Annotated in this window: 10 protein-coding genes and 1 tRNA gene; all 11 read left to right on the top strand. The window is 37.5% G+C overall.

The window, feature by feature from the left end; translation table 11 throughout:
* Nucleotides 1–8: 8 nt before the first annotated feature.
* The 11 genes from ACPDG9_RS01415 (at nt 9) to pdhA (ending at nt 13,620) form a co-directional block, all read left to right on the top strand.
* Nucleotides 9–79 (top strand) — tRNA-Trp (locus ACPDG9_RS01415).
* A gap of 15 nt (nt 80–94) precedes the next feature.
* The gene (gene secE, locus ACPDG9_RS01410) at nt 95–292 is read left to right on the top strand and encodes a preprotein translocase subunit SecE (protein ID WP_430526059.1); all 198 of its coding nucleotides are present in this window, start codon (nt 95–97) and stop codon (nt 290–292) included.
* A gap of 13 nt (nt 293–305) precedes the next feature.
* Entirely contained in the window at nt 306–860 is a 555-nt protein-coding gene (gene nusG, locus ACPDG9_RS01405; protein ID WP_002987569.1) for a transcription termination/antitermination protein NusG, read from the top strand.
* A 54-nt stretch (nt 861–914) separates the two neighbouring features.
* A complete protein-coding gene (gene rplK / locus ACPDG9_RS01400; protein WP_182626779.1) occupies nt 915–1,352 on the top strand; it encodes a 50S ribosomal protein L11 in 438 nt (145 codons plus the stop codon).
* Nucleotides 1,353–1,370: 18 nt separating this feature from the next.
* Nucleotides 1,371–2,060, top strand: coding sequence for a 50S ribosomal protein L1 (rplA, locus tag ACPDG9_RS01395; RefSeq protein ID WP_002987567.1), 690 nt, complete (start codon nt 1,371–1,373; stop codon nt 2,058–2,060).
* Nucleotides 2,061–2,082: 22 nt separating this feature from the next.
* Nucleotides 2,083–2,571, top strand: a complete 489-nt coding sequence (gene rplJ, locus ACPDG9_RS01390) for a 50S ribosomal protein L10 (RefSeq protein WP_430526058.1) — start codon at nt 2,083–2,085, stop codon at nt 2,569–2,571.
* Between the two features lie 85 nt (nt 2,572–2,656).
* Nucleotides 2,657–3,025 carry a 50S ribosomal protein L7/L12 gene (gene rplL / locus ACPDG9_RS01385; protein ID WP_430526057.1) on the top strand — a complete coding sequence of 123 codons (369 nt, stop codon included), beginning with the start codon at nt 2,657–2,659 and terminating at the stop codon, nt 3,023–3,025.
* Nucleotides 3,026–3,152: 127 nt separating this feature from the next.
* A complete protein-coding gene (gene rpoB, locus ACPDG9_RS01380) occupies nt 3,153–6,965 on the top strand; it encodes a DNA-directed RNA polymerase subunit beta (protein ID WP_430526056.1) in 3,813 nt (1,270 codons plus the stop codon).
* A gap of 70 nt (nt 6,966–7,035) precedes the next feature.
* Complete coding sequence (gene rpoC, locus ACPDG9_RS01375; protein WP_430526055.1) at nt 7,036–11,331, top strand: DNA-directed RNA polymerase subunit beta'; 4,296 nt, start codon at nt 7,036–7,038, stop codon at nt 11,329–11,331.
* Between the two features lie 3 nt (nt 11,332–11,334).
* A complete protein-coding gene (locus ACPDG9_RS01370) occupies nt 11,335–11,646 on the top strand; it encodes a DUF3467 domain-containing protein (protein WP_430526054.1) in 312 nt (103 codons plus the stop codon).
* Nucleotides 11,647–12,621: 975 nt separating this feature from the next.
* A complete protein-coding gene (gene pdhA / locus ACPDG9_RS01365; RefSeq protein ID WP_430526053.1) occupies nt 12,622–13,620 on the top strand; it encodes a pyruvate dehydrogenase (acetyl-transferring) E1 component subunit alpha in 999 nt (332 codons plus the stop codon).
* The last annotated feature ends 5 nt before the right edge of the window (nt 13,621–13,625 follow it).

Here is a 13,625-nt window from a genome sequence, read left to right as displayed (position 1 = left end):
TATAACAAACGGGTGTAGTTCAAGGGTAGAATAGCGGTCTCCAAAACCGTTGATGGGGGTTCGAATCCCTCCACCCGTGCAAAAACAATATAACATGGCAAAGGTATTTAATTACATATCAGAAGCTTTTACAGAACTTAAATCAAACGTAACTTGGTCTCCTTGGGCTGAGGTGCAAAAGTATACAATCATTATTGCAATTTTTGCAATCGTATTGTCACTTGCAACTTGGGGAGTAGATAGTTTGTTTGGGGACTTGTTAGGGAAGTTTTATAATTGGATAAGATCATAAGGAGAAAAATATTATGGCTGATACAAATGTCAAAAAATGGTATGTGGTTCGTGCGGTAAGTGGACAGGAGAATAAAGTTAAGAATTATATCGAAACTGAAATTTCTCGTTTAGGGTTGTCAGATTATCTTTCGCAAGTTTTAGTACCAACTGAAAAAGTGGTTTCTGAAGATAAGAACGGTAAGAAGAAAACAACAGAACGCGTTTACTTTCCAGGCTATGTGATGATTGAGGCTAACTTGACAGGAGAGGTTCCGCATGCTATTAAATCAATAACAGGAGTTATTGGTTTTCTTGGAGAAACAAGAGGAGGTGATCCCGTGCCTTTAAGAGAATCAGAAGTTAATCGTATGTTAGGAAAAGTCGATGAATTAGCAGTGAAAGTTGATTCAGGTGCAATTCCGTATGAAGTTGGTGAATCAGTAAAAGTGACTGATGGTCCGTTTAAAGGTTTCGATGCAACCATCGAAAACATAAATGAAGATAAGCGTAAGCTAGAGGTAATGGTGAAGATTTTTGGAAGAAAGACACCTTTGGAATTAAGCTTTACACAAGTAGAAAAAATATAATGTTACATAGACGCATCTTTGCTTCCAAAAGAGATGTGCTAAATTTTTTTAGAAATGGCAAAAGAAATTAGTAAAGTAGTTAAACTACAAGTTAAGGGAGGTGCTGCGAATCCTTCGCCACCGGTTGGACCTGCTTTGGGGGCTGCTGGAGTTAATATCATGGAGTTCTGTAAGCAATTTAACGCTAGAACACAAGATAAACCCGGTAAAGTTTTACCAGTACAAATTACTGTGTACAAAGACAAATCATTCGAATTTGTTGTTAAAACGCCACCTGCTGCTGTTCAATTATTAGAGGCTGCAAAAGTGAAATCTGGATCTGGTGAGCCTAATAGAAAAAAAGTAGCTAGCGTAACTTGGGAACAAGTACGTGCTATCGCAGAAGACAAAATGCCGGATTTAAACGCATTTACTGTTGAATCAGCGATGTCAATGATCGCGGGTACTGCAAGATCTATGGGTATATCAGTAACGGGAACAGCTCCTTTTTAATTGTAAAAGAAAAAAGAAATGGCAAAATTAACAAAAAAGCAAAAGGAAGCTGCTGCTAAAATTGAGAAAGGTAGATTTTATTCTTTAAAAGAAGGTTCTGCTTTAATTAAAGAGGTTGCTTCTGCAAAATTTGACGAATCTGTTGATATCGCTGTACGTTTGGGTGTAGATCCACGTAAAGCTAATCAAATGGTGCGTGGGGTAGTTACTTTACCACACGGAACTGGAAAAGATGTTAGAGTGTTAGCATTAGTTACTCCGGATAAAGAAGCTGAAGCTACAGCTGCTGGAGCAGACTATGTTGGATTAGATGAGTACCTACAAAAAATCAAAGACGGTTGGACAGATGTTGATGTTATCATCACTATGCCTGCTGTTATGGGTAAATTAGGACCATTAGGACGTATTTTAGGTCCTAGAGGATTAATGCCAAACCCTAAAACTGGTACTGTAACTATGGACGTAGCGAAAGCAGTTCAAGAAGTGAAAGCTGGTAAAATCGATTTTAAAGTTGATAAAACGGGAATCGTTCACGCAGGTATTGGAAAAGTATCGTTTAGTGCTGATATGATTCAAGAAAACGCAGCTGAATTGATTCAAACATTAATCAAATTAAAACCAACAGCAGCTAAAGGTACGTATGTTAAGTCTATTCATATATCTAGTACTATGAGCCCTGCTATTGCTTTAGATCCTAAAGCAGTATAATTGGTAGAAAAAATTTTTACGTATGACTAGAGAACAAAAAGCAGTAGCGATAGAAGAAATTAAAGGACAGTTAGCAGATGCTAATATCTTTTATATTGCTGATATTTCAGGATTAAACGCAGAGGTTACTACAAACTTAAGAAGAGCTTGTAACAAAGCTGGAATCAAAGTTGAAGTAGTTAAGAATACGTTGCTTGCTAAAGCAATGGAAGCTTCTGAGAAAAACTATGAGGATTTAGCTTCAGTATTAAAAGGAAACAGCGCTATCTTTATTTCGGACGTGGCTAACGGACCGGCTAAAATTATCAAAGATTTCAGAAAGAAAAGCGATAAGCCTTTATTGAAAGGAGCTTATATTAACGAAGAAGTTTATATCGGTGACAACCAATTAGACTCGTTAGTAGCTATTAAATCTAAAGAGGAAGTTATTGGAGAAATCATCGGATTACTACAATCACCTGCTCAAAGAGTTATCTCAGCTCTACAAAATCAATTCAAAGACGAAGAATAAAAAAAGATTCTTGTGTTTGAATGTTCCATAAAAGAACGCACATTAATAAATTATATTTTTACAAATCATTTAAACGATAGAAAAAATGGCAGATTTGAAACAATTCGCAGAACAATTAGTTAACTTAACAGTTAAAGAAGTTAACGAATTAGCAACTATATTAAAAGACGAATACGGAATTGAGCCTGCAGCTGCTGCTGTAGTTGTAGCTGGTGGTGGAGACGCTGGAGCTGCTGAAGAGCAAACTGAATTCACTGTAGTATTAAAAGAAGCTGGTGCTTCTAAATTAGCAGTAGTTAAAGCAGTTAAAGAATTAACTGGTTTAGGTCTTAAAGAAGCTAAAGATATGGTTGATTCAGTTCCTGCAAACATCAAAGAAGGTGTTTCTAAAGATGAGGCTGAAGGTCTTAAAAAAGCATTGGAAGAAGCTGGAGCTGTTGTTGAGCTTAAATAAGCTTTTTAACCAAAATATTTTAGGTTTAGGTCTTGGGAGCAATCCCAAAGGCCTAAACCATTTTGCGTATAAATCGATTTGTGCGTAAATCTTATTAAACATTATAAACAAAATTTATTGTCCATTGATGATCACAAATCAGAATGAAAGATTAAATTTTGCCTCTACAAAGAATATTCCTGCATATCCAGATTTCTTGGATATTCAGGTTAAGTCTTTTAAGGATTTCTTTCAGTTAGAAACGAAATCAGAAGAAAGAGGTAATGAAGGTTTATATAATACCTTCATGGAGAACTTCCCGATCACTGATACGAGAAATCAGTTTGTATTGGAGTTTCTTGATTACTTTGTTGATCCTCCTCGCTATTCAATTGAAGAATGTATTGATAGAGGACTAACGTATAGCGTTCCGTTAAAAGCGCGTTTAAAACTGTACTGTACAGACCCAGAACACGAAGACTTCGAAACTATCGTTCAAGATGTGTATTTGGGAACTATACCGTATATGACGCCTAGCGGTACATTTGTAATCAATGGAGCTGAGCGTGTGGTAGTGTCTCAATTGCACCGCTCACCTGGTGTGTTCTTTGGACAGTCATTCCATGCTAATGGAACTAAATTGTATTCGGCGAGAGTTATTCCTTTCAAAGGATCATGGATTGAGTTTGCTACTGATATCAATAGCGTGATGTACGCCTATATTGATAGAAAGAAAAAATTACCTGTTACTACCTTATTCCGTGCTATTGGATTCGAAAGAGACAAGGATATCCTAGAGATTTTCGACCTTGCAGAGGAGGTAAAAGTATCAAAAACAGGATTAAAAAAATACATCGGTCGTCGACTTGCTGCACGTGTGTTAAACACTTGGCATGAAGACTTCGTGGATGAAGATACAGGAGAAGTAGTTTCAATTGAGAGAAATGAGATTATCTTAGACCGTGATACAGTCCTAGATAAAGATAATGTCGAAGAAATCATTGAGGCGAACGTTAAGAATATCCTCCTACATAAAGAAGACAATAATCAGGCAGATTATGCCATCATTCATAATACGTTACAGAAGGACCCTACCAACTCTGAAAAAGAGGCAGTAGAGCACATCTACCGTCAGTTGCGTAATGCAGAACCGCCTGATGAGGAAACTGCACGCGGTATTATTGATAAATTATTCTTCTCCGACCAACGTTACAATCTAGGTGAGGTAGGTCGTTACAGAATGAATAAAAAACTTAATCTTGATACCCCAATTGACAAACAGGTATTGACAAAAGAAGATATTATCACTATTGTTAAATACTTGATTGAATTGATTAACTCAAAAGCTGAGATTGATGATATTGACCACTTATCAAACCGTCGTGTACGTACGGTAGGTGAGCAGTTATCAGCTCAATTTGGTGTTGGTTTAGCGCGTATGGCTAGAACAATTCGCGAGCGTATGAACGTACGTGACAACGAAGTGTTTACTCCAATCGACTTAATTAACGCGAAGACGTTGTCTTCAGTGATTAATTCATTTTTCGGAACGAACCAGTTATCTCAGTTCATGGATCAAACGAATCCATTGGCAGAGATTACACATAAACGTCGTTTATCAGCTTTAGGACCTGGAGGTTTATCTAGAGAAAGAGCCGGTTTCGAGGTACGTGACGTTCACTATACACACTATGGACGTTTATGTCCGATCGAAACGCCAGAGGGACCAAACATTGGTTTGATCTCTTCTCTTGCGGTGTATGCTAAAGTGAATAACATGGGATTCATTGAAACTCCATACCGTCCAGTAGTGGAAGGAAAAGTGGATATCGTGAACGATCCAGTATATTTAAGTGCAGAAGAGGAAGAAGGAATGTTAATCGCTCAAGCGAACGTTCCAATGGATAGCGAAGGAAACATTACAGAAGATCGTGTAGTTGTAAAAGAAGAAGGGGATTTCCCAGTGGTTGAACCGAAAGAATTACACTATACGGACGTTTCTCCTAACCAGATTGCTTCAATTTCAGCTTCATTGATTCCGTTCTTAGAACACGATGACGCCAACCGTGCGTTGATGGGATCAAACATGATGCGTCAAGCTGTGCCTTTATTACGTGCGGATTCTCCAATCGTAGGTACAGGTTTAGAAAGACAAGTGGCTTCAGATTCTCGTGTTTTAATTAATGCAGAAGGTGAAGGGGTTGTTGAGTATGTAGACGCTCAGAAAATTATTATTAAATACGATCGTACGGATGAAGAGCGTTTAATCAGCTTTGATCCAGACGAGAAAGTATACAATCTAATTAAGTTTAGAAAAACCAACCAAAGTACTTGTATCAACTTGAAACCTATTGTTCGCAAAGGGGATAGAGTAACAAGAGGACAAGTATTATGTGAGGGATATGCTACACAAAACGGAGAGTTAGCTCTTGGACGTAACTTACAAGTGGCTTTCATGCCATGGAAAGGATACAACTTCGAGGATGCTATCGTTATCTCTGAAAAAGTAGTGCGTGAAGATATCTTTACTTCTATCCACATTGATGACTATACACTTGAAGTACGTGATACTAAATTAGGAAACGAAGAGTTGACTAATGATATCCCGAACGTAAGTGAAGAGGCAACAAAAGATTTAGATGAAAACGGTATGATCCGCATCGGTGCTGAAGTGAAGCCTGGTGATATCCTTATTGGTAAAATTACACCGAAAGGTGAATCTGATCCAACACCAGAAGAGAAGTTATTACGCGCAATCTTCGGTGATAAAGCAGGGGATGTTAAAGATGCATCGTTAAAAGCTTCGCCTTCATTGAGAGGAGTTGTGTTGGATAAAAAATTATTTGCAAGAGCTGTAAAAGACAAACGCAAACGCTCAAAAGATAAAGATGATTTAGCTTTACTAGAAACAAAATTTGAAGTGAAGTTTAATGAGTTGAAAGATCGTTTGGTTGAAAAATTATTCTTCATCGTGAATGGTAAAACATCACAAGGTGTATTGAATGATTTAGGAGAGGAAATCTTACCAAAAGGAAAGAAATTCACTCAAAAAATGTTACATGCTGTAGATGATTTCGCTCACTTGACGAAAGGGCAATGGACCGTAGATGAAGAAACAAATAGTATGATTACTGATTTGATTCACAACTACAAAATTAAGTTGAACGACTTACAAGGTGCTTTACGTAGAGAGAAATTTATGATTACGGTTGGGGATGAATTACCATCTGGAATCTTAAAACTTGCAAAAGTTTATATTGCTAAAAAACGTAAGTTAAAAGTTGGGGATAAGATGGCAGGACGTCACGGTAACAAAGGTATTGTTGCTAGAATCGTTAGAGATGAAGACATGCCATTCTTAGAAGACGGTACGCCAGTGGATATCGTGTTAAACCCATTAGGGGTACCATCTCGTATGAACATTGGTCAGATCTATGAAACTGTATTAGGATGGGCTGGACAAAAATTGGGTACAAAATACGCTACTCCAATTTTCGACGGTGCTGAATTAGATCAAATCAATGCGCTTACAGATGAAGCTGGTATTCCTAGATTTGGACATACTTATTTGTACGATGGAGGAACAGGAGAACGTTTCCACCAAAGAGCAACAGTAGGAGTTATTTACATGTTGAAATTAGGACACATGGTTGATGATAAGATGCACGCGCGTTCAATCGGACCATACTCTTTAATTACGCAACAACCATTAGGAGGTAAAGCTCAATTTGGAGGTCAGCGTTTTGGAGAGATGGAGGTTTGGGCTCTAGAAGCATACGGAGCATCAAGTACATTACGTGAGATTTTGACGGTAAAATCGGATGACGTTATTGGTAGAGCGAAAACTTACGAAGCTATCGTTAAAGGTGAAACTATGCCAGAACCAGGATTGCCTGAATCATTCAATGTATTAATGCATGAATTAAAAGGTCTTGGATTAGACATCAGATTAGAAGAATAAACTATAGATTTTAGAGTAAGCAGTTTTTGCTGCTTACTCTTTATCATACACTTTAACAAGTAAGTTTACCATGAATAGAAATAAAGAGAAAAATACCGTAAAAAGGTTTAATAAAATCTCAATTGGTTTGGCTTCACCTGAATCGATTCTTGCAGAATCTAGAGGGGAAGTTTTAAAGCCAGAAACAATTAACTATCGTACGCATAAACCAGAACGTGATGGTTTATTCTGCGAGCGTATTTTTGGTCCTGTAAAAGATTATGAGTGTGCTTGTGGTAAGTATAAAAGAATTCGCTACAAAGGTATCGTTTGTGATCGTTGTGGTGTAGAAGTTACTGAAAAGAAAGTACGTCGAGATAGAGTTGGGCATATCAATCTTGTTGTGCCTATTGCACATATTTGGTATTTCCGTTCTTTGCCTAATAAAATTGGTTATATCCTAGGGCTTCCGTCTAAGAAGCTAGATATGATTATCTACTATGAGCGTTATGTAGTAATTCAGCCTGGTATTGCTAAAAATGCGGAGGGTGAAGTGCTAAATCGCCTTGATTTCTTAACTGAAGAAGAATATCTGAATATCGCAGATTCTCTTCCGATGGAAAATCAATTCTTAGATGATAGTGATCCAAATAAATTCATCGCCAAAATGGGGGCTGAATGTATTATGGATTTATTAGCGACAACTGACCTAGATCAATTGTCTTATACATTGCGTCATGCAGCGAATAACGAAACATCTAAACAAAGAAAAACAGAAGCATTAAAACGTCTTCAAGTGGTAGAGGCTTTCCGTGAATCAAACGAGAATCGCGAGAATAGACCGGAGTGGATGATCTTAAAAGTAATTCCTGTTATCCCACCTGAATTGCGTCCATTAGTGCCATTGGATGGAGGTCGTTTCGCAACGTCGGATTTGAATGACTTGTATCGTCGTGTGATTATCCGTAACAACCGTTTAAAACGATTAATGGAAATTAAAGCTCCTGAAGTAATCTTGCGTAACGAAAAACGTATGCTTCAAGAAGCTGTAGATTCACTATTTGACAACACAAGAAAATCTTCTGCTGTTAAGACTGAATCGAACCGTCCATTAAAATCATTATCTGATTCATTAAAAGGTAAACAAGGGCGTTTCCGTCAAAACTTACTTGGTAAGCGTGTGGATTATTCTGCTCGTTCGGTAATTGTCGTTGGACCTGAATTAAAATTATACGAGTGTGGATTGCCAAAAGATATGGCTGCTGAACTTTACAAACCGTTCGTAATCCGTAAATTGATTGAGAGAGGTATTGTGAAAACAGTAAAATCTGCGAAGAAAATTATTGATAAAAGAGAGCCTGTAGTTTGGGATATCTTAGAAAACGTAATTAAAGGACACCCTGTTCTATTGAACCGTGCTCCTACGTTACACCGTTTAGGTATTCAAGCATTCCAACCGAAATTAATTGAAGGTAAAGCGATTCAGTTGCACCCATTAGTGTGTACGGCGTTTAACGCGGATTTCGATGGTGACCAGATGGCAGTGCACTTGCCATTAGGACCAGAGGCAATCTTAGAAGCTCAATTGTTAATGTTGGCTTCACACAATATCTTGAACCCAGCGAATGGTGCACCTATTACAGTACCTTCTCAAGACATGGTACTTGGTCTTTACTATATGACTAAGTTGCGTAAGTCTACACCAGAAGAAGTTGTAAAAGGAGAAGGACTGACATTCTACTCTGTGGAGGAAGTACACATTGCTATCAACGAAGGGAAACTTGACTTGAACGCTGGTGTTAAAGTACGTGCGAAAGATTATAACGAAAAAGGTGAATTAGCGTATAGAATCATTGAAACAACTGCTGGACGTATCTTGTTTAACGAGGTAGTTCCTGAGAAAGCAGGGTTTATCAATGAGGTATTAACGAAAAAATCACTTCGTGATATTATTGGAGGTATTTTAGCTACTACTGATGTACCTACTACAGCTGCATTCTTAGATGATATCAAAGGAATGGGGTATGGTTACGCTTTCCGCGGAGGATTATCATTCAGTTTAGGTGATATTATCGTTCCAGAGAAGAAACAAGATTTGATTGATGATGCCAATGAACAAGTAGATCATATTACCATGAACTACAACATGGGACTTATCACAAATAACGAGCGTTACAACCAAGTTATTGACGTTTGGACATCGACAAACGCTATGTTGACTGAATTAGCGATGAAGAACATCCGCGAAGACAAGCAAGGATTTAACTCTGTATACATGATGTTGGATTCTGGAGCGAGGGGTTCTAAGGAGCAGATTCGTCAGTTAACAGGTATGCGTGGTTTGATGGCTAAACCGAAAAAATCAACAGCAGGTGGTGGTGAGATTATCGAAAACCCGATTCTTTCTAACTTTAAAGAAGGTCTATCGATTTTAGAGTATTTCATTTCTACGCACGGTGCTCGTAAAGGTCTTGCGGATACGGCGTTAAAAACAGCGGATGCTGGATACTTAACGCGTCGTCTACATGACGTTGCACAAGATGTTATCGTTAACTCTGTGGATTGTGGAACTTTAAGAGGTATTGATGTAATGCCATTAAAGAAAAACGAAGAGGTAATCGAAACATTAGGAGAAAGAGTGTTAGGACGTGTTGCGTTAAACAACGTAGTGAATCCATTAAACTCTGAAGTAATCGTTGGTGCAGGTGAGGAAATCACGGAAGCAATTGCTAAAGCAATCAACGCGGCTCCTATCGAATCGGTTGAAGTTCGTTCTCCATTGACTTGTGAAGCTAAAGTTGGAATCTGTGCGAAATGTTACGGACGTAACCTTGCTACAGCGAGAATGGTTCAAAAAGGAGAAGCTGTTGGTGTTGTTGCTGCTCAGTCAATTGGGGAGCCTGGTACACAGTTAACATTGAGAACGTTCCACGTAGGGGGTACTGCTGGAAATATTTCTGAAACTTCTACAATCAACGCTAAGTTTAAAGGTCGTTTAGAGATCGAAGAACTTAGAACAGTTGAAGGAGAAGACCATGAAGGAAAGAAAATCAACATCGTTATCTCTCGTTCTACAGAGGTGAAATTGTATGATCCAAATACAGGAATCTTGTTGACAACAAACAATATCCCTTATGGTTCTACAATCTATGTAAACGATGGTGATGTAGTTGAAGAAGGAGCTACAATCTGTAAATGGGACCCTTATAACGGTGTAATCGTTTCTGAGTTCACAGGTAAAGTTGCTTATGAAGATATCGAGCAAGGACAAACGTTCATGGTTGAAATCGATGAGCAAACAGGTTTCCAAGAAAAGGTAATTAGCGAATCTAGAAACAAAAAATTAATTCCTACTTTATTAATTTACGGTAAAGATGGTGAGTTAATTCGTTCATACAACTTACCAGTAGGTTCACACTTAATGGTAAATGACGGAGAGAAAATTAAAGCAGGTAAAGTTTTAGTTAAGATTCCTCGTCATACCTCAAAAGCAGGGGATATTACAGGAGGTTTACCTCGTATTACAGAGCTTTTAGAAGCGCGTAATCCGTCGAATCCAGCTGTGGTTTCTGAAATTGATGGGGTAGTATCTTTCGGTAAAGTGAAGAGAGGTAACAGAGAGATCGTTGTTGAATCAAGAACTGGAGATGTAAGAAAGTATTTAGTTAAACTTTCTAACCAAATCTTAGTTCAAGAGAATGACTTCGTGAGAGCTGGTTTACCTTTGTCTGACGGAGCAATTACGCCAGATGATATTTTACGTATCCAAGGACCTTCAGCTGTTCAACAGTACTTAGTAAACGAAATTCAAGAAGTTTACCGTTTACAAGGGGTAAAAATTAATGACAAACACTTCGAGGTTGTTATTAGACAAATGATGCGTAAAGTTCAAATTCAAGATCCAGGAGATACCCTGTTCTTAGAAGATCAGTTAGTACACACTAGCGACTTTATCGTTGAAAACGATCGTTTATTCGGTATGAAAGTTGTTGTTGATGCTGGTGAATCTGAGAACTTAAAAGAAGGACAAATTGTTTCAATGCGTGAATTACGCGATGAGAATTCGTTGTTAAAACGCGAAGATAAAAACTTAGTAATCTCTAGAGATGTTATGCCAGCTACTGGTACTCCAATTCTACAAGGTATTACTAGAGCTTCGTTGCAAACGAAATCGTTTATCTCTGCAGCATCGTTCCAGGAAACAACAAAAGTGTTAAACGAAGCAGCAGTTGCTGGTAAGATTGATACTTTAATGGGATTAAAAGAAAACGTAATTGTTGGACATAGAATCCCTGCGGGTACTGGTATGCGTGAGTATGAAAGTATCATTGTTTCCTCTAATGAAAATGGAGATTTATTAACGCAAGAACAAGAATTAAACTTCTAAGACATGACTGAAGATCAAAACAACTTCAATATCGAATTGGATGAAGTAACGGCAGAAGGAACTTATTCAAATCTGGCAATAATCAATCATTCAAACACTGAATTTGTTGTCGATTTTGTGAACATCATGCCAGGTGTGCCAAAAGCAAAAGTGAAATCGAGAATTATCTTGACGCCACAACATGCTAAAAGATTATTGAGAGCTCTGCAAGATAATATCAGTAGATTCGAAGAGTCTAATGGAGAAATTAAAGATTACGATTCTAGTAATACTGCAATGCCTCCTATTAACTTTGGTCCGAAAGGAGAAGCTTAATTAGCGCTATATAAGAAAAGGCCTCGCACGCAAGTGTGAGGCTTTTTTTATGCCTTTTGCTTTGTCTTAGTTTGTGTTATCTCAGTATTAATCTTTTGACGTATGCTTAGTATTGTAGGTTTATCTAGTTCTGTGTTGTTTTATTGCTAAATCTGTGTTTTTTGTAGTCGAATTGAATAGAGCGTTACATTATTGATGGTATTTGACGATATCAAGGATGCGCGATACATCTAATCTGCGAGTTATAGTAATATCAATTGTATCATTTGATAACTTAAAATTGATATCGGTTAACTATACCTTAATTTGAATTAATAGGAATTCGCATTGAAATTGATTTGCTTTGTCTCACGAAAATGAAAGAACTACGCAACACAACAAAAATGGAGAAGTAAGTGTATAAGAATCCAGTACGCAAACAATAGGTGAGCGACCGTGTATTTCTTTTAATCTTACAATAAAACCAAAATTAGGATAGTCGTTGTTACCACTCGTTTGATCACAAGCAGTAAAAGTAATGACCTAATTTATATTTTATTTTAAGCGTGAATCGAGCCCTTGAAGAGAACTTCTCTAAAAGGGCTTATTTTTTTGGGATAATAGATAGCGAATCACAGATGAAGAGACGATTTAAGGGGGCTTGATAAAAAAGTGATTTCAAGTAGAATTTTTAGGAAATGAATGTCACATGAGAATAGGAGTACAAGTTTCGTATCAAAAGGATAAAATGAATGTGAATAATGATAACAAAGTTTAGACTTCGAGATAGATTAATACTATTGTTAAGAGGGGAAGTTCGATAAAAATGAAATGTTTTCTTAAAAAATATAAAGAATAATACCCGTAATTTAAAATACATCAAATAAATTTTTCAATCTAAAGTAGATGTGCTATTTTTGCCTTTCCACAGTATAGTGGGTATTTAGCAAAGTCTGTATTTAGAGTAGGTTTGCTACTCATGAAAAGTAAAGTCATATGAAAGAAATTACAAAAGAAGTTTATCTAAAGTGGTATGAAGACATGCTATTTTGGAGAAAGTTTGAAGACAAGCTTGCAGCTTTATATATTCAACAAAAAGTAAGAGGATTCTTACATTTGTATAATGGGCAAGAAGCGGTTTTGGCTGGAGCTTTACACGCAATGGATTTGTCAAAAGACAAAATGATTACAGCATACAGAAATCACGTACAACCAATCGGACTGGGTGTTGATCCACGAAGAATCATGGCTGAATTGTTAGGAAAAGGAACAGGTACTTCTCAAGGTTTGGGAGGTTCAATGCACATTTTTTCCAAAGAACATAACTTCTATGGAGGACATGGAATTGTAGGTGGACAAATTCCTCTAGGAGCTGGATTGGCATTTGCAGATAAATATTTTGATAGAAAAGCAGTAACGATGTGTTACTTTGGTGATGGCGCGGCGCGTCAAGGATCATTGCATGAGACCTTCAATATGGCAATGAACTGGAAGTTACCAGTAGTGTTTATTATTGAGAATAATGGATATGCAATGGGAACTTCTGTTGAACGTACGGCAAATCACTCGGAGATCTGGAAATTGGGATTAGGATACGAAATGCCTAGTGGACCAGTGGATGGAATGAATCCTGTAAAAGTAGCAGAGGCGATGTATGAAGCAATCGAAAGAGCGCGTCGTGGAGATGGACCTACGTTACTTGAAATGAAAACATACCGTTATAGAGGGCACTCGATGTCAGATGCGCAACATTACCGTACAAAAGAAGAGGTTGAAGAATACAAAAAAATAGATCCAATTACACAAGTATTAGATGTAATTAAAGCAAATGGTTATGCAACAGAAAGCGAAATCGAAGCGATGGATCAACGCGTAAAAGACTTAGTTGCTGAGTGTGAGAAATTCGCTGAAGAATCTCCATTCCCAGAACTTAACGTTATGTACGACGTAGTATACGACCAAGAGAATTACCCTTTTTTACCTCATAGATTATAATAAAA

This window comes from Myroides sp. C6-3, assembly GCF_050522425.1.
In the GTDB taxonomy this organism is placed as follows: domain Bacteria; phylum Bacteroidota; class Bacteroidia; order Flavobacteriales; family Flavobacteriaceae; genus Flavobacterium.
The sequence above is the reverse complement of the archived record's forward strand: the minus strand, read 5'-3'. Positions and strand labels throughout refer to the sequence as shown.